The sequence below is a fragment of the Vibrio mexicanus genome, assembly GCF_001012815.1.
Classification (GTDB): domain Bacteria; phylum Pseudomonadota; class Gammaproteobacteria; order Enterobacterales; family Vibrionaceae; genus Vibrio; species Vibrio mexicanus.
Map to the genome: position 1 here is coordinate 210433 of NZ_JYJP01000015.1, position 18381 is coordinate 228813.

Below are 18381 nucleotides of genomic sequence, written 5' to 3' on the forward strand. Positions count from 1 at the left end.
GACTAAACATGACAACACCTGGAATGAAGTTTCGCCAAGCCGTTGAGCAAAATGATCCATTGCAAATTGTCGGTACGGTGAACCCGTATTGCGCGATGATGGCAAAGAATATCGGGCATCAAGCCATTTATTTGTCGGGCGGTGGCGTGGCAAACGCTTCATACGGCTTACCCGACCTTGGTATCACAACTCTTAACGATGTTTTGGTGGATGTAGAAAGGATTACCAATGCTTGTGACCTTCCGTTACTCGTCGATATTGATACTGGATTTGGTGGTGCATTCAATATTGCTAGAACGATTAAGGCAATGGAGAAGGCAGGTGCAGCAGCCATACACATGGAAGATCAAGTGTCACAAAAGCGCTGTGGCCATAGACCAAACAAAGCCATTGTGAGTCAGCAAGAGATGGTAGACCGCATCAAAGCTGCCGTCGATGCCCGTACAGATGACAATTTTGTCTTAATGGCACGAACAGACGCGCTGGCTGTTGAAGGTTTCGACAGTGCGGTTGAGCGCGCGATTGCCTGTGTACAAGCGGGTGCCGACATGATTTTCCCAGAAGCAATGAACGAGTTGCAGCAGTATCAGCAGTTTTCCCATCGGCTGAATGAGGCTATTGGTCGTCACGTTCCTATCCTCGCCAACATTACTGAATTTGGAGCAACGCCTCTCTATGGTCGTGAGGAATTGGCTGGGGCAAATGTGGATATGGTCTTGTATCCATTGAGCGCATTCAGAGCCATGAATCAGGCGGCAGAGCGTGTTTATTCCCATCTCTTAAAGGAAGGTAATCAACGAGATGTGGTTGATCAAATGCAAACACGAAAAGAGCTTTATCAACACCTTAACTATCATGATTACGAAGACAAATTAGACAAGCTGTTCGAGCAAAAAAGTGAACAGAACTAACTGAACTTAAACAAAACTAATCCAATAACGTGAAAGATTCAGTCAGGTTCCAATCAAAAGCTCAAGCCCCGTTAGAGGGCTGCTAGGAAACTGATTTGAACATCAAGGAGCATATTATGGCGCAAAACATGTCGCAGAAACCGTTAGGTGGCGCGGGTCTTAGAGGCCAGAGCGCAGGGAGCACTGCACTATGTACTGTCGGAAAGTCGGGGACAGGATTAACCTATCGAGGTTACGATATTACAGACTTAGCTAACAACGCTGAGTTCGAAGAAGTGGCTCATTTGCTACTTCAAGGCCACCTGCCTACTCAGTCTGAACTGGATAACTATAAACGAAAACTTGTTCAGTTGCGCGGTTTACCGGAAGGGCTGAAATCTATCTTAGAACTCATTCCAGCCACAGCGCATCCTATGGATGTGATGCGAACGGGTTGTTCTTACCTTGGGAATATTGAACCTGAAGAGAGCTTTGAGCAGCAGCAAGCGGCTACCGAACGTATGCTCGCTCTGTTTCCTGCCATTATTTGTTATTGGTATCGCTACAGTCACGATGGCGTAAGAGTGGATACTTTTGATCAATCTGAATCTTGTATCGGTGGTTACTTCCTCAAGCTATTGACGGATAAAGCGCCAAGTGAATTGCATAAAAAAGTCATGCATTGCTCTCTTATCTTGTACGCGGAGCATGAGTTCAATGCATCAACATTTGCGGCAAGAGTATGTGCATCGACTCTATCTGACCTTCATTCTTGTATTACTGCTGCGATAGGTACATTACGTGGCCCGCTACACGGTGGCGCAAATGAAGCGGCGATGGCCATGATTGAACACTGGCAGACGCCGGATGAAGCAGAATCCAACATTATGCAAATGCTGGCCAACAAAGACAAAATCATGGGATTTGGCCACGCCGTTTATCGTGAAAGCGACCCGCGAAATGCTTTAATCAAACGTTGGTCCGAAGCGTTATCAGAAGGCGCTAACAACAGCCATCTTTATGATGTATCTGTGAGAGTGGAGTCAGTAATGAAGCGAGAAAAGGGCTTGTTCTGTAATGCTGACTTTTTCCATGCAACGGCGTATCACTTCATGGATATACCAACACCTTTGTTTACACCAATTTTTGTCATGAGCCGGCTCACTGGCTGGGCAGCACATGTTTATGAGCAGCGCGCTCACAACAGAATTATTCGCCCGAGTGCCGACTATACAGGCCCTGAACATCAAGATTGGCTGCCAATATCACAGCGTGGTTAGTACTTCTTTCCGTCAGTCAAACGGGTAGTAAACCATACCGGCAGTAAACCAAAGGACAAACGGCGCATCAGTTGTTTTGTAACATGCTTAAAGTGCAAGCTCAAAACAGAGCAAACAGGGTAGGTGCGCCCTAAAAAGGAGACCGTTATGAGTCGTAACAGTCGATATATATCTACATTGAAATCAACCAACCTCGAAAAAAATGAGATTGAGTATTTTGATGTTAAAGCAGCGGTTGAAGATATCGCTCCAGGAACTTATCAACACCTTCCCTATACAGCGAAAGTACTCGCTGAGCAGTTGGTTCGTAATTGTGATGAACACGAACTCAAAGACTATCTGACCTCCATTATATACGGCGCTAACAGTGCATTGCGCGAAGAAGCAGACACTTCAATAACAGAGTGCGACTTCCCTTGGTACCCAGCGCGAGTCGTTTGCCACGATATCTTAGGCCAAACTGCGTTGGTCGATTTAGCAGGACTCCGTGACGCCATTGCTGAGAAAGGTGGAGATCCAGCAAAAGTGAATCCGGTTGTCGAAACGCAGTTGATTGTTGATCACTCACTCGCCGTTGAGTATGGCGGGTTTCAGCAGGGAGCGTTTGAGAAAAATCGCGAAATAGAAGAACGCAGAAATGAAGACCGTTTTCACTTTATTGATTGGTGTAAAACTGCATTTAAGAATGTCAGCGTCATTCCTGCAGGCAATGGCATCATGCATCAAATCAACCTCGAGCATTTGTCGCCGGTGGTACAGCTTAAAGAGGGCGTCGCCTTTCCTGATACCTGTGTGGGCACAGACAGCCATACACCGCATGTTGATGCGCTTGGTGTGTTAGCAATTGGCGTCGGTGGTTTAGAGGCCGAGACTGTCATGCTAGGCAGACCTTCCATGATGCGGCTGCCTGAAATCGTGGGCGTAAAGCTCGTAGGTGAAAGGGCTCAGAATATTACCGCAACTGACATTGTGCTGAGCCTCACTGAATTTTTACGTGAGCAAAAAGTGGTGTCAGCGTACCTTGAATTCTTTGGTGATGGTGTGGACTCATTAACGATTGGCGACCGCGCCACCATCTCGAACATGACACCAGAGTACGGTGCCAGTGCGGGCATGTTCTATATCGATGAGCAAACGCTGAGATACTTAAAACTGACGGGACGCGAAGATAAGCAAGTCGATCTCGTTGAAGCGTATGCCAAGCAAATTGGACTGTGGAAAGATGAATTGAAGCAGGCCAAGTATAAGCGTGTGCTTGAGTTTGATTTGTCTTCAGTGACGCGAAATATGGCAGGGCCGTCTAATCCTCATCGAAGGCTACCGACATCTGCTCTTGTAGAGAGAGGCATTGCTAAGCCTGCGGAAATTAATGACAGTGAACTGCCTGATGGCGCAGTGATTATTGCTGCCATAACCTCTTGCACGAATACCAGCAACCCGCGAAATGTGGTTGCAGCAGGGTTGCTTGCGAAAAAAGCTAATCAGCTCGGGTTAGCTCGTCAGCCTTGGGTGAAGTCGTCATTTGCTCCTGGCTCAAAAGTAGCCAAGCTCTATCTTGAAGAGGCGGGCTTACTTGATGAGCTAGAAACTTTGGGTTTTGGCATTGTTGGCTATGCGTGTACCACCTGTAATGGCATGAGCGGCGCTTTAGACAAGAACATACAAGATGAAATCGTGAAGCACGATCTCTATACCACCGCGGTCTTATCGGGAAATCGAAACTTTGATGGTCGAATTCACCCTTATGCTAAACAAGCGTTTCTTGCGTCACCGCCACTCGTTGTGGCGTATGCGTTGGCAGGGACGATTCGGTTTGATATCGAGAAAGACCCGCTAGGACAAGATTCGTCAGGCAAACTGGTTTATTTAAGTGACCTATGGCCAACGGATCAGGAAATCGATGAGGTAGTGAATCGATGTGTGAAACCCGAGCAGTTCAAGCAGGTTTACATTCAAATGTTTGATTTGAGTGATACACAAGATCCAACGCCACCTCTTTATGATTGGCGTGCGAAGAGTACTTACATTCGTCGCCCTCCATATTGGGAAGGTGCGCTTGCGAAAGAGCGCACACTCAGCGGAATGCGTCCATTGGCCATCCTTGGTGACAACATCACCACCGATCACCTTTCTCCATCAAATGCGATTTTGCCAACCAGCGCGGCTGGTGAATATCTTGCCTCAATGGGGCTTCCGGAAGAGGACTTCAACTCTTACGCTACGCATCGTGGCGATCATTTAACTGCTCAACGTGCGACGTTTGCGAATCCTAAATTACTCAACGAAATGGTGTTTGAAGGTGCAGAGCTTAGCCAAAGAAAGGTTAAGCAAGGTTCATTGGCACGTGTTGAGCCCGAGGGTAAAACCATGCGTATGTGGGAGGCGATTGAGACCTATATGAATCGTAGCCAGCCTTTAGTGGTGATTGCTGGTGCCGACTATGGGCAAGGGTCATCACGTGATTGGGCGGCAAAAGGCGTGCGCCTCGCGGGGGTGGAAGCCATTGTTGCCGAGGGCTTTGAACGAATTCATCGCACGAATCTTGTCGGCATGGGCGTACTTCCTCTTCAATTTCAAAACGGTGATTCCCGTCATACGCTGGGGTTAGATGGTACCGAGACGTTTGATGTGATTGGGGAAATTCGAGCTGCAGGCTTGGTGACGTTAAGAGTGAATCGATCCACCGGAGAGAGCATAGAGTGCGAAGTGCTGTGCAGGCTCGATACTGAAGATGAAGTTATGGTTTATCAAGCTGGTGGCGTGTTGCAAAGATTCGCTCAGGACTTTTTGCAGAGTTCCTCAACGGTGAATGATTCTGAGCTAAAAACCGCATAAGGGGGCGGCATGACTAGACAAATAAGAGTGCCCGCCACCTATATGCGCGGAGGCACAAGCAAAGGAACGCTGTTCTGTCTAAATGAACTTCCATTGGAGGCTCAACAACCGGGTGAGTTTCGTGACGTCTTGTTAATGCGAATTGTTGGCAGCCCAGACCCTTATGGTAAGCATATCGATGGTATGGGTGGTGGAACATCAAGTACCAGTAAAGTGGCGATAGTAAGTGAAAGTCACCGAGCTGATCACGATGTTGAGTACCTTTTTGGGCAAGTGGCTATAGGCAAACAAGCGATTGATTGGTCGGGCAACTGTGGAAACTTATCCGCCGCGATTGGTCCTTTCGCTATAGAAAAAGGCTTGGTTCCAGATTCAAGATTGGTTGATAACGGCACCGTTACAGTACGAGTGTGGCAAGCGAACATTGGCAAAACGATTAACATCCAAGTCCCAATGACAAACGGTGAAGTCGAAGAATCGGGGGACTTTTATCTGGATGGTGTCGCTTTTCCGGCTCCCGAGCTAAACGTTGAGTTTATGTCACCGGCTGATGAAGGAGAGTCGATGTTCCCAACAGGGAATACGGTTGATTCTTTGGAAGTACCCAATGTGGGGACATTCAATGTCACTATGATAAGTGCAGGGATTCCGACTGTGTTTCTTGATGCCGAAGCTTTAGGTTACAAAGGCACTGAGCTTCAAGAGGATTTTAATCAAGATGAAGAAGCGCTGACGCGTTTTGAAACCATTCGCGCTCATGCCGCTTTGTGTATGGGTCTCATCGACAATATTGAGCAAGCGAAGGTACGTCAGCATACGCCTAAAATAGCCTTTGTCGCACCTTCTCAGAGTTATCAAACATCCAGTGGAAAAGCGGTATCGCCACAAGATTGTGATCTGCTGGTGAGAGCGCTTTCGATGGGGCAACTTCATCACGCGATGATGGGAACGGCGGCGGTCGCTATTGCCTGCTCAGTTGCGGTGCCGGGGACTGTGCCGAACATGGCTGCTGGTGGTGGAGAGCGAGACAGTGTCACTTTTGGTCATCCTTCGGGAACACTAAAAGTAGGCGCAGTTGCTAAGAAAAATGATTATGGATGGGTCGTCGATAAAGCGGTGATGAGTCGAAGTGCCGAATCCTTATGGAAGGCTTTGTGAGAGTGAACAAGCCCCATTATAAAAATTAGACCGATTGGAGGAAGCACTATGTCGGCGACGAGTACATCGAATTATCAAGAAGCTTATCAGTGGGCTCAGGAAGACCCTGCTGAATATTGGCAACAACAAGCCAAGAAACTCGACTGGTTCAAGCTGCCTACAGAGCCATTGAAGAAAGACGAGCATGGTATCGAACGCTGGTTTTCAGATGGCGTTATGAATACCTGTTGGATGGCGCTTGATTCACATTGTGTTAAGGGGCAAGGAGACAAAGTTGCGCTCATTTATGACTCGCCCGTAACAGGGACTAAACAGCAGTACACCTATCATGAGCTCAAAAGCGGAGTTGAAAGAACAGCGGGAATGATTGCGGCTCAAGGTGTAGGCAAAGGTGATCGCGTAGTTATCTACATGCCAATGATTCCGCAAGCCGCGATTGCGATGCTTGCCTGTGCAAGACTTGGTGCAATTCACTCTGTGGTGTTTGGAGGGTTTGCCCCTAATGAGCTGGCGGTAAGATTGGAGGATGCTGAGCCCAAGCTCGTGTTAACCGCCTCTTGTGGGATAGAGATAGATAGAGTCATCGAATACAAACCTCTGGTTGACCGCGCGATCATGGAAAGTCGTTGGAAGCCCAATAAAGTCATTGTCTATCAACGAGAGCAGTGCATGGCGAAACTTGTTGAACCACGAGATTTAGATTGGCAATCGACGTGTGAAATGGCAGAGCCTCACCCTTGTATTGAAGTCAAAGCTACCGACCCGTTATACATTCTTTATACGTCTGGTACCACGGGCAAGCCCAAAGGCGTCGTACGTGACAATGGCGGTCATGCTGTAGCGATGAAGTATTCCATGTCAGCTATCTATAACATTCCTGAAGATGGCGTTTTTTGGGCGGCTTCCGATGTGGGTTGGGTGGTGGGGCACTCTTATATTGTCTACGCACCATTAATCCACGGCTGCACCACGATATTATACGAAGGTAAACCGGTGAGAACCCCGGATCCCGGTGCATTTTGGCGAGTTTGTGAAGAGTATGATGTCGATGTGCTTTTCTCCGCGCCAACCGCGTTTAGAGCGATCAAAAAAGAAGACCCTGATGGCAGATTGATTAGTGATTACAACCTCAACAACTTAAAGTCCATTTTTATGGCGGGAGAGAGGCTTGACCCTCCAACTCTCGAATGGACCAAATCGAAAACGAACAAACCCGTTATCGACCACTGGTGGCAGACAGAGACAGGGTGGGCGATTGCGGCAAACCCTCTAGGCATTGAAGTCTTGCCTGTTAAGTCAGGGTCCGCTACCAAAGCGGTTCCCGGTTACAGTGTTGAGATCCTAAACGAACTTGGGGAGCCGGTAGAAGCGAATCAGCAGGGCTTTGTTGCTTTAAAACGACCACTACCTCCAAGCTGTTTACCCACTATTTGGCGTAATCATGACCGTTTTGAATCAGGATACCTGAGTCAGTTTGACGGTTATTATGTTTCTGGTGATGGTGGGTACCTAGACGAAGACGGATACTTGTTCATCATGGGACGTATCGATGATGTGATTAACGTTGCCGGTCACCGTCTGTCTACTGGTGAAATGGAAGAGATTGTCGGTGATCACCCAGCAGTTGCTGAATGTGCCGTGGTCGGCATTCATGACGATTTAAAAGGGCAGTTACCTCTTGGCCTAGTTGTACTCAAAGATGGCGTGAAACTCGACGAACAAACGATACAAGGAGAGCTTGTGGGTAAAGTTCGAAATGAAATAGGGGCCGTCGCCTGTTTCAAAAACACGCTAGTCGTAGAGAAGCTACCTAAAACACGTTCTGGAAAAATTCTGCGACGAACTATTCGTCAAATAGCAGATGGAGAGCAATATACGGTTCCTTCGACCATAGATGACCCTTCGAGTCTCAACGAAATCGAACAACTCTTAAACAGAAACATTTAAGCACACTCTAAAGCCCCAATTTTGGGGCTTTACTAGGGCGTGCATATCTTTCGATGTTAAATTTTGTTCGAGGTAAAATCGTTTTAGGCGCGGCAAAGATTCTGTAGCCTAGCATTCTAAGCAAAGACTCTTTAACAAAGCATAAAACGATTTTAACCGAACCCAAAAAGGCAGCGTTTGTGGCTCATTTCTACTGCGTTATCGTCTTTTCATTTGGAATAACCAAACATCAAATCCTCTGCCTTGTATAAATAACCCACAACCAGCTGCAAAAATCACATCAAAAGGTTTGCACGCCCTATTGCACTCCTAAGTATTTCAATTCAAACTGAGACTTTGTTTTCGACTCAAATTAAACCATACAGTGAACTACTCATTTCGTTCGGCCAACCCTAGAGATCTTGAAGCGCTTAATGAAGGCATGTTTATGCTTCATGATGAGCACCATGCGGCTTGCCCAGAACATTTCAAAACGGCCGAAGAGATAGAGCAAGAGAAAAGCATCGCTCGTTACTTGGATGACCCAGAGTGTTTTGTGTTGGTTGCCTGTTGTGATGAGCAAATTGTCGGGTTTATCACTGGCCATTTCTGTGAGTTGGTTTCAACGGTGAGTAAACCCGTTCAAATGGGCAGTATTGACGAGCTATATGTCTATCCAAAACATCGCCAAAATGGCCTAGCAAAGCAACTCATTACCAACCTCGAACAAAGATTTGAAGAGTATGGTGTTGAGCAAGTGTTTGTCGAGGTGTGGGCATTCAACCAGCAAGCTCAAGCGCTGTATAAGTCGATAAACTTCCAATCGCATATTAATTGGTTGCGCAAAGCGCTGCCTAAACAAAATTAACCGTATTCTATCTTTCAGGCGCTACTTGGCTTCCTGGATACATACATCAACATAAGGATTCATAGTGGTTGCCCGTATTGTGTTAGTAGTGATGAGCTTGATGTTGTCACTGATTTCATTCTCTTCTTTGGCGAATGGTGAGATTCGAGGAGCGCTTTGTGCCATCAAAGCTGACAACAAAATCGTTCTCGTTAATGAAATTCTTACCAAGAAACTGTCTTTGCCAGGAGGCACAATTGATGCGGGAGAACGTCCTCAAGATGCCGCGCAAAGAGAAACATGGGAAGAGACGGGCTTAGTTGTCACGGTTGGCCCAGAGTTAGGGCGCACAGAAACGGCGGTCGTTTATGATTGTGTTTCAGACTCCGATGTCATCGCATTTGATTTTCACAACGCGATGGATGGTAATGAACTTCCGGTTTGGTTTGCACCAGACTACGGAATAGAAATTTCGAGCGCTATGCTGATTTCTCCAAATGAGCTGACAAGTGAACAGTACCGTTATCCTAAGCAGTGGGATCAGGTTGTCGGTTTCTTTGGTAATGCAACGAATCAATCGGTCACCTATCTGGATCATCTGATTGAAGGTGCACCATTCTTCAACCAAGTGGAGTTGCATTGGATTGCAGCGCTTCAATATTGGGTTGGGACGTTACCTGACGGCGTCAGTAGCGCGATTAAGGGCTTTCTATTACTCGGCAATCAGCTAGCGCTGCCGTGGCTTACTCTCGTTTTATTTCCTTTGCTGTATTGGAAGTTTGGTAAGGATTTTAGTTACAAAGCATTTTTCGCCGTTGCGGTCACTTCTCTGCTGTGTCTAATCGGACAACAAGGCTTTTCGCTGCCTCGTCCTCACGTATATTTACCGATTATTGAACTCTCCCACAGCTACGGATTCAGCTTACCAAGTTTGCCATTTGCCGTGTGGTCTAGTGTTGCGACGCTAGTTTTCTATCGCATGGGTAAGCTTTCTATTAATAGACTGACACTGGTATTCGGCGCCGCCATGGTGTGGATGGGGCTTGCCAAGTTCTACAGTGCAGTGCATTCATTGTCGATATGTTAGCCGGTGCTGTCGTGGGTGGCTTGACAACGTGGCATATCATTCGATTGAAATTGAAACCAGAACTGGATGTGCAGGCCTTGTTAACGTCTCGAGGCGTATGGTTCTTCCTAACAGCTGTGTGCGCTGTACTTTCAGTCTTTTGGCCGATCCCGATTTTTACCGTTTGGCTAGCTATTTTAGTGACAGTGTCTGGTCTAATATTAACGCTGGATCGCAATCGAGAAATTGCGAGTGGACAAGCGGTTGTGACGATTATTGCAGTACTTTTGCTTCTTAACTTTGGTATCAGTTATTTGGCTACATTGGTTTCGTTTAGCAGTATGTATTCATTGATTGTTGAAGTGGCGCGCTATCCCGTTTTGATTTTGGCTTATGCGTTGTTTGTTCGACAGAAACAGCCGTCTTCGCCAAAAGCCTAACTACATACAAAATAACGCTGTATCAACAAAGGCTCGGTTTTTATCGAGCCTTTCTATTTGCAATAGCATCTGTAAAGTAAGTCGGGTGCATAGTCAGCCAGTTGTTCATGCCCAGCATTTCTAAGGTTGAATTTTTACTATGACTGCTTTAAGGTCTCCTCCCCAGTTTTACTGCTCGGCTATATTGAGGTTATGTTGTACAAGTTAAACGAAATGTTTGAGACCATTCAGGGTGAAGGTATTTTTACCGGTGCACCTGCTGTTTTTATTCGTCTGCAAGAATGCCCTGTGGGTTGTTCATGGTGCGACACTAAACAAACATGGGATGCAACACCTCAAGATGAATCGTCGTTAGAGAATATACTCGTTAAGACCGGAGACTCGCCAAATTGGGCCAAATGTTCATCGCAAGATCTTGTTCAAATCTATAAAGACCAAGGATACTCCGCGAAACACATTGTCATTACAGGCGGCGAGCCTTGCATTTATGACTTAACCGAATTGACTCAAGCGTTCGAAGAAATGGGGTGTCAGTGCCAAATTGAAACAAGTGGAACCTTTGAAGTTAAGGCTACCGACAACACTTGGGTGACAGTGTCACCAAAGGTGGCAATGAAAGGTAAACTTCCAGTATTAAAAAGTGCGCTGGAGCGAGCGAATGAGATTAAGCACCCTGTAGGCACTCAGAAAGATATCGACCATTTAGACGCTCTATTGGAAAATGCGGAAGTACCTTCGGCCACTGTCATTGCTTTGCAGCCAATTAGCCAGAAACCGCGCGCCACACAACTTTGTATCGATGTGTGTATACAACGTAACTGGCGCCTCTCTATTCAAACACATAAATATCTCAGCATAGCCTAAGGACCGAGCAATGAATAAAGCAATGAATAAAGCAATGAACAAAGCAGTAGTTGTGTTTAGTGGTGGACAAGATTCTACGACATGTTTGGTACAAGCTCTCCAGCAGTATGATGAAGTGCATGCAATCACCTTTGACTACGGCCAAAGACATAAGCTTGAGATCGAAGTTGCCCAAAGCCTTGCTAAAGAGCTTGGTGTAAAGGCTCATAAGGTGATGGATGTTGGTTTATTGAATGAACTGGCCATCAGCTCTTTGACTCGTGACGATATTCCAGTCTCTCATGAGCTAGGAGAAAACGGCTTACCGAATTCATTCGTTCCGGGTCGCAATATTTTATTCCTGACTTTAGCTGGCATTTACGCTTATCAAGTTGGCGCGCAAACGGTCATTACGGGAGTGTGCGAAACAGACTTCTCGGGCTACCCAGATTGTCGAGACGAATTTGTGAAGTCAATGAACCAAGCGTTAGTACAGGGTATGGATAGACAGTTAAAAATATCGACCCCTTTAATGTGGTTGAACAAAGCAGAAACTTGGGCGCTGGCAGACCAAAACGACGCGTTGGACTTAGTTCGTGAGAGTACACTGACTTGTTACAATGGCGTAATTGGTGATGGCTGCGGCGATTGTCCGGCGTGTGAGCTGCGTAAAGTGGGCCTGAACGATTACTTGAGTAATCGCGAAGCGGTTATAGGTGAACTGACACGTAAGCAGTCTTTGGAAGACTGATAGGGTCATTATAGGCATCTACAATGCAATCTCTTCCATTTTGCTTAGCCTGATACAGGGCTTGATCCAAGATTGAATAGAGTTCATCGAAGTCATCCAGAGGCTTCGATGTCGATAAAAATGAAAAGCTTGCAGTAATATGTATCGGCTGGTGGCTTTCAGTAAAAAATGGTTTTTCCGAGATAGCATTGTGAAGCTCTTCAACTCGATGCCTTACGTCCAATTCATCAACAGAACGAAGAAGCACGATAAATTCCTCTCCCCCAATCGACCTAATACATCTTCTTCAACTAAAAACTCGCTAATAATCGACGTAACATGCTTTAAAGCCTTGTCTCCCGAAGGGTGGCCATAAGCGTCATTGATGTTTTTGAACTTGTCGAGATCCAGCAATATCAAAACGTTTTTAATCGAGTGATTCTGATAGCCCATGGTCTGTTTGATGTGATTAATAATGGCCGCTCTATTTAGGGTGCCGGTCAAACCATCTCGTGAAGCTTTTTTGGCATCCACCTGCCTCGAAACCACAAGCCAGACCAAAACCCCAATCAGGACAAAAATGATAAGGTTGTACATGAGTCGTCGTTGCTTGGCTTTATTTAAAAGTGCACTTTGCTGCTGGTTCTGCTCTGTAAGCTGGGCCAGTTTTAGCTGCTGCTCAAACTCTACCGCGGCGTGGTCGATCGCTGATAAAGTGACCCGATTGACTTGGTTAAAGGTCGTTAGCTCAATGTTGGCATATTCTCGATAGGAGATTAGTGCTTGGTTAAGGTCACCCTTGGTTTCGTAAATCGAAGACAACGTTTTTAGCACTTGTGCCTGCATTTGAACATCGCCTGTTTGTTTTGCGATATCTAATGCTGAGTTTGCATTTTTTAGCGAGGCGCTGTAGAGCCGTCTGTCCAAATAGGTCTGAGCCAAAGTCAGAAAAATGTCACTTCGTATATGATTATTATTCTGCTGAGCGGCTGTATCTAATCCATTAAGAAGATAAGCCGTTGCCATCTCATAGCGTCCAAGGCCAATGTTGGCTTTACCTAGGCCAAGCTCAACATGGGTCAACCCGTACAAATGGTTGTGTTGTTTAAGAATTGTATAAGCGCTATTAAAATATTTAATGCTTGCTTCGTATTCCTCGAGCTGATCATCAAATCGCCAAGGCTGTGGTAGGTTTGAGCGAGCTCAAGCGGAGTACCGTTGGCTTTTCTTAGTTCTAGTGCTTTGTTGAGGAAATTTGAGCTCTGTTCAAGCTGGCTCATTCTTTTTAGTAGAAGCCCAACATCGTTGTATGTGCCTGAAGGATCTCGATAGGTTGGAGTGACCTCAAGAAGCTTCCTATAGGTTGCAAGGGCACCTTGGTAGTCACCAATAAACTCATAATTATTGGCAATCACTCGAAGTGACTTGTATTTAGGGAGCAAGGTGTAATCTTGTTCGGATAGAAGTTTCTCGAGTTCATTGCAGTGTAAGCTTGCTTGATAGTAGTGGCCCTGTTTATTAACCGAACGGCAGAGTTGATAACTGAGTAATTCCTGACCTTTCAGGCTTCCAATTTGACGGGCCTCGGCCAGAAGTTGCATGTATATTTCTATAGCCTCTTTGAAATTCAACTCATTTTCCAAGTTTAATGCTTGGATAAATTTGTCTTCTCTTTGCTTGTAATCATTATTGAAGAGGTTTGAACTGCCATGAAAAGGTTGGTTTCGTTTGTTCATGAAGTTGTAAAGCTTGGAGCTCATATACAACTTTTCGTAACCAATGGGAAGGGCACGATACTTTTGCTGTAAAAGGGCAAGGGCCTTGGATTCATTAACTTTCAGGGTTTGCTCATACAGGGCCTCCCAGCTTCGAAGTGGGTCCGGTTGAGCGAATGCAGTGCAACTCATTAGCAGTAAGCCAATGGTTGGAAGTCTAAAAAGTCGCAAACCTAATTCCAGCCTGATGAGTTAATGAGTTTCCAGTGTAAATCTGTATGGTTCGCTGCAGTAGCGGTTACTGTAACAGGCGTGATTGACATCAAATAAAAAAGCCCCTTGATGAAAACCATCAGGGACTTTTTCGATCAGCGTTATTTGGTGGTTAAAAACTATAGGTATAGTTTTGCAAGATCAGAAGGCTCAAGCTCTTTACCTTCAAGGTTCGCGTTCCAGTTAACGCCAACGAGTACACCATCTTCAGCAAGTGTTAGCAGCCAATCTTCTACAAAAATATCGAGTGGGATATGCAGTACTTCGAAGTCCGCCCATTCTTCAACATTGTGCGTTTTTGCGTCTTCTTCACTCGACCAAAATGGCATAACTTCACTGTTTTCAAATTCTGTTGAATCACATGCTAACCAACCTTCTTCGTTACGAAGGCCCCAAACCAGTTTAGATTGCTTTGACTCTTCGATGAATAAATCAAGGTTTGCCTGGATATCTGCGGTAAGTTTGCTCATTAGACAGTTCTCATAGTTGAATTCGGCGCTAGATTAGCAGTTTTCAAACAGTTTTCACATTGCTTTCAGCAATTAAAACCTAGTACGTAAAAAGGAGCTCTAAATGAGCTCCTTTGATTTGCAGTTATCTACTCATCTTAAACTTTCAATGTTACTTTGGAATAGTAGTAAAGATTGTCCATTCTTCATCAATGGATTCGTAACTGCCTACAACAGTGGCTTTCACCTTACGGTTTCGAGCATGACTAACTTCATCATTGCCGTAGTCCGCGAGTTTGGTATCACCAAACCCAACAATTTTGATTCGGCTTTCATCGATACCATTATTGAGCAAAGCTAAACGCACATTATCTGCTCGTCGTTTTGACAGCTTGAGATTGTATTTGGAATTACCCACTTTACTGGCGTAACCTTGCAGCTCGACAGAGGTCTCAGGATATTGAGTCAAAAAGTCAGACATGGTATCGATTTGCTGCTGAAACCCCGAATTTATTTCTGCAGAGTTATTGTTAAAAAGTATCAAGATAGATACTTCTTCACTAGCGCTGATTTTAGTTCCACAACCATCATTATCGATTTCCGCTGTTCTAGGAGTCTCTGCACACAAGTCACGAGCATTGATAACGCCATCGTTATCCTCGTCAAGGAGGTCGTCTATTTGATTTGCAACAGGTGTTTCGATGTATTCCAATGCTATTGATTGGATAGAAAAGGTTGTCATCATACCCGCTGATAAGGCTAGTGTGATCAGCTTCTTGTTCATCTTAGTACTCCACCGCTTCATGCCATTCTTCTGGCGTGTCGACACGCAATGCAGCAAGTAAGCCACCTGTTGCGTTCATCAATCGATACTTTGCATATTGCTCGTCATATTTGGCGTCTAAGTAACCCTTACGCGCTTCAAAGAGCTCATTTTCCGTGTTGAGTAGGTCTAGAAGTGTACGTTTGCCCAATCGATATTGCTTCTCGTAAGCGATTACCGTTTCTGAAGCTGAGTCCACGTGGTCGGCCAAAAACTCTTTTTGCTGAACAGTTAAATCTAAAGCGCTCCAAGAGAGCCTTAACCCCTCTTCGACGCTCCTAAACGTGCGGTCACGAAAATCTTTTGCTTTATTCAGTTGATAGGCCGCACTTTCCGTTCTATCTGCGTCAGATCCACCGTTAAATAGGTTGTAACGCATACGTAGCATCGCGGTGGTTTCATCAGTGCTCCCTTCGATACCACCTGCATCATCGCGCCATGTTTGAGCAGCTTCTAAAGAGAATGTCGGGTAATTGACCCCTTTAGTTTGCTGATACTGGAATTTTGCCGAATCGATATCCGCTTGAGCGATTTTAATAACAGGGTGTTCTTGGAAGGCGATGTTTAACGCATCATCAATGGTGTAAGGGATAGCATTTTGGTCAGCTCTCGGAAAGATGAGTCCCAATGGCGCTTGTCCTACGATACGTTTGAACTGAGTGTGTACATCAAACAGATTGTTTTGAGCCGCCAGCAAATTTCCGTGAGCCTTTGCGATACGTGCTTCAACCTGAGTCATGTCCGCAGTTGAACCTATGCCAGATTCGACACGTCGTTTAATATCCTTATAGATGTCTTTGTGCACGGCTAAGTTACTTTCTGAAAGTGCCAACACTTCATAAGCCTTAGTCGCGTCTAGATAGATCTTAGTGACTTCAAGCGCAATGTCTTGAGCATCGGCAAGTAATTGATAACGAACAGATTCAGCATCCGCGGAAGTTCTGTCCATATCGTTTAAAGTCGTTGAACCGTCCCATAATAACTGAGTAAGGGATAACGTGGCTTCTTTTCTAGTGAGATCGGTTTTATCGCCTTCAGCAGGGTTAATTCCTTCGTAGCCTATTCCTGCGTCGAGATCTAACTTAGGAAGGTAAGCCCCCGAAGCTGCCTCTGAATCATAACGTTTGCTAACGAATTCATTGTATGACGCTTTGATTTCAGGGTTGGTTTTGATGGTGTAAGCAACAGCTTGCTCTAAGGTTTGAGCATAGGTAGTGGAACTTATAATCATCGCCACACTGAGGACTTTTAATCGTGTGTGCATCACGTAGACACTCCTTGAACGTGTAATACTCTGCAGATATTAATCATTGCTTTGTCTCGCTGCTGAGACTAAAGAATAGATGACGTCAATAATTTAACGCATCAAGACAGAGCTGGCTTGTTTTTTTTTACATATTCACACAAAAGGTGCCGAAAAAATAACAATTTATGTGATTTGAGTGAGGTTTTTGACACTAAAGAATTAGAAGTTTTTAAAATAAAACCGCCTTAAAGTGTGATCTTAATTCCGAGACTTGGCGTGATTCATGTCACTTGTTACTTACATTGTTGAAGAAATGTAACCACTTTCCTTTGTTTGTAACCTGCAAGGTGGTAAATTATAAGGCGGGTAAATAATAAGAGTGCCAACATATTGACCTTAGGTCGGAAGGGTACTCAAGGAAGACTTTAGAGGCATTGTTATGGGAATCAAAACACTGATTGGTAGTGGCTTGGTAGTTGGGCAAATGATCGTCATTGACGTTAACGGAAATGTGCGAGTGCTTAAAGAAGGAGAAGCTCCTTTACCAGGTGAGGTACTGGTTACTCCCAATGGTGAAGATGGTCAATTGAACCCAAACGTTGAAATCGTACTGGAAGATGAGCAATTACAAGATATCACAGGCGAAATCGGCGACATCATAGCTGCATTAGAGGAGGGTGAAGACCCAACTCAATTAGGCGAAGAATTCGCAACAGCAGCAGGTGGTCAAACAGGCTCAAGCCCAACAGCAACTCCAACGCTAGAACGTGACGGTGATGAAACCATCGCCTCAACTGCTTTTTCTACAGCTGGCTTCCAGTCCCTAGGTCTTTCAGAAACTCAGAGCTTAACTCTCCTAGATCAATATCGCTTTGCACAAGTAGAACCACTATTTGTTGACGCGTCGGCTGTAGACATTGGCGAAGTGCTTTCATTATCTACGGAAGAAGATAATGCATTAACGGGTCAGCTTCTTGCTGAAGACGACAATAATGATCCCCTCACATTCACAGCAATTGCACAGCCGGAAAATGGCACAGTTGATCTCTCACGTGAAGGTTCATGGACTTATACTCCAAACGAAAACTACAACGGTCCAGACAGCTTCACAGTACAAGTATCAGATGGGCAGGGTGGTACTGACACTTTAGTGATCAATATCGATGTGACACCTGTTAATGACGCGCCTGTCTTTGTGGATCTAAATAATAATGATGCAGGTGATGGGACTAACGTTGTAACCAAAGAAGACGATCCCGTATCAGGTAAAGTCCAAGCCATAGATATTGATGGTGATGCTCTGACTTACTCTGTTTCAGGTCAACCCGAAAATGGCGCGGTTACAGTAGATGCTGATGGTAATTGGACCTATATCCCAGCTCAAGAGTATAACGGTTCAGATAGTTTTGAACTGACAGTATCAGATGGTCAGGGTGGGACAGACACATTTACTGTTGATGTTACTGTGTTACCAGTAGCTGAGATGACGGTGACAGCTGGTCAACCTGTTGTAGAAGATGATAACTCATATTTAGAATTCACCATTTCTTTAGATCAAGCGGTAACTGAAGATGTCACTCTTGATCTTACTCTCGGCGATGAAAGTGACACTGCAACAAAATCTGTAGATTATTTGGAAAATCTATTTGTATCGGACGGCGAAGGTGGGTACCGCCCTATTACCGAAGATGATCTGACTATTGCTTCAGGTGAGACTGAACTCAGAGTCTTTGTACAGATTATTGATGATGTTGAAACGGAAGAAACCGAGTCAATCACATTGATTGCATCTAGTGAGAGTGAGTTTGTTGAAGAGCCGACTGCTCAGGATACTGGCGAGGTTACAGATGACCGCGGTAC

General features: G+C 45.3%; 12 protein-coding genes and 3 pseudogenes. 10 read left to right on the top strand and 5 right to left on the bottom strand.

Annotation, left to right across the window (positions count from 1 at the left end; genetic code table 11):
- The first annotated feature begins 8 nt into the window (after positions 1-8).
- The 9 genes and pseudogenes from prpB (at position 9) to queC (ending at position 12036) form a co-directional block, all read left to right on the top strand.
- Positions 9-911: a methylisocitrate lyase gene (gene prpB, locus UA76_RS02985; RefSeq protein WP_047042834.1), complete on the top strand. Its 903-nt coding sequence runs from the start codon at positions 9-11 to the stop codon at positions 909-911.
- A gap of 128 nt (positions 912-1039) precedes the next feature.
- Complete coding sequence (prpC, locus tag UA76_RS02990; RefSeq protein ID WP_047042897.1) at positions 1040-2170, top strand: bifunctional 2-methylcitrate synthase/citrate synthase; 1131 nt, start codon at positions 1040-1042, stop codon at positions 2168-2170.
- Between the two features lie 147 nt (positions 2171-2317).
- Positions 2318-5005 (top strand): Fe/S-dependent 2-methylisocitrate dehydratase AcnD, encoded by a 2688-nt coding sequence (acnD, locus tag UA76_RS02995; RefSeq protein WP_047042837.1) that lies wholly within the window; start codon positions 2318-2320, stop codon positions 5003-5005.
- Between the two features lie 9 nt (positions 5006-5014).
- Positions 5015-6192, top strand: a pseudogene (gene prpF, locus UA76_RS03000) (2-methylaconitate cis-trans isomerase PrpF).
- Positions 6193-6211: 19 nt separating this feature from the next.
- Complete coding sequence (locus UA76_RS03005) at positions 6212-8110, top strand: propionyl-CoA synthetase (protein ID WP_047042840.1); 1899 nt, start codon at positions 6212-6214, stop codon at positions 8108-8110.
- Between the two features lie 364 nt (positions 8111-8474).
- Positions 8475-8957: a GNAT family N-acetyltransferase gene (locus UA76_RS03010; protein WP_272945997.1), complete on the top strand. Its 483-nt coding sequence runs from the start codon at positions 8475-8477 to the stop codon at positions 8955-8957.
- 100 nt (positions 8958-9057) lie between these two features.
- Positions 9058-10442: pseudogene (locus UA76_RS03015) on the top strand (bifunctional NUDIX hydrolase/phosphatase PAP2 family protein).
- Positions 10443-10634: 192 nt separating this feature from the next.
- Positions 10635-11306 carry a 7-carboxy-7-deazaguanine synthase QueE gene (gene queE / locus UA76_RS03020; protein WP_420340886.1) on the top strand — a complete coding sequence of 224 codons (672 nt, stop codon included), beginning with the start codon at positions 10635-10637 and terminating at the stop codon, positions 11304-11306.
- A 10-nt stretch (positions 11307-11316) separates the two neighbouring features.
- On the top strand, positions 11317-12036 hold the full coding sequence (gene queC, locus UA76_RS03025; RefSeq protein ID WP_337588491.1) for a 7-cyano-7-deazaguanine synthase QueC: 720 nt from the start codon (positions 11317-11319) through the stop codon (positions 12034-12036).
- On the opposite strand, the pseudogene UA76_RS23330 reads toward queC, so the two are convergent.
- From UA76_RS23330 to UA76_RS03045, 5 genes and pseudogenes are all read right to left on the bottom strand, one after another.
- A pseudogene (locus UA76_RS23330) lies at positions 11996-13041 on the bottom strand (GGDEF domain-containing protein). The gene queC and the pseudogene UA76_RS23330 overlap by 41 nt on opposite strands.
- A 53-nt stretch (positions 13042-13094) precedes the next feature.
- Positions 13095-13961 carry a tetratricopeptide repeat protein gene (locus UA76_RS23335; protein ID WP_157617546.1) on the bottom strand — a complete coding sequence of 289 codons (867 nt, stop codon included), beginning with the start codon at positions 13959-13961 and terminating at the stop codon, positions 13095-13097.
- Positions 13962-14122: 161 nt separating this feature from the next.
- A complete protein-coding gene (locus UA76_RS03035) occupies positions 14123-14473 on the bottom strand; it encodes a DUF2750 domain-containing protein (RefSeq protein ID WP_047042843.1) in 351 nt (116 codons plus the stop codon).
- A 151-nt stretch (positions 14474-14624) separates the two neighbouring features.
- Positions 14625-15236, bottom strand: a complete 612-nt coding sequence (locus UA76_RS03040; RefSeq protein ID WP_047042845.1) for an OmpA family protein — start codon at positions 15234-15236, stop codon at positions 14625-14627.
- Between the two features lies 1 nt (position 15237).
- Positions 15238-16539 carry a TolC family outer membrane protein gene (locus UA76_RS03045; RefSeq protein ID WP_047042847.1) on the bottom strand — a complete coding sequence of 434 codons (1302 nt, stop codon included), beginning with the start codon at positions 16537-16539 and terminating at the stop codon, positions 15238-15240.
- Positions 16540-16960: 421 nt separating this feature from the next.
- On the opposite strand from UA76_RS03045, the gene UA76_RS03050 reads away from it, so the two are divergent.
- A partial coding sequence (locus tag UA76_RS03050) for a tandem-95 repeat protein (RefSeq protein WP_047042849.1) occupies positions 16961-18381 on the top strand: 1421 nt, incomplete at its 3' end.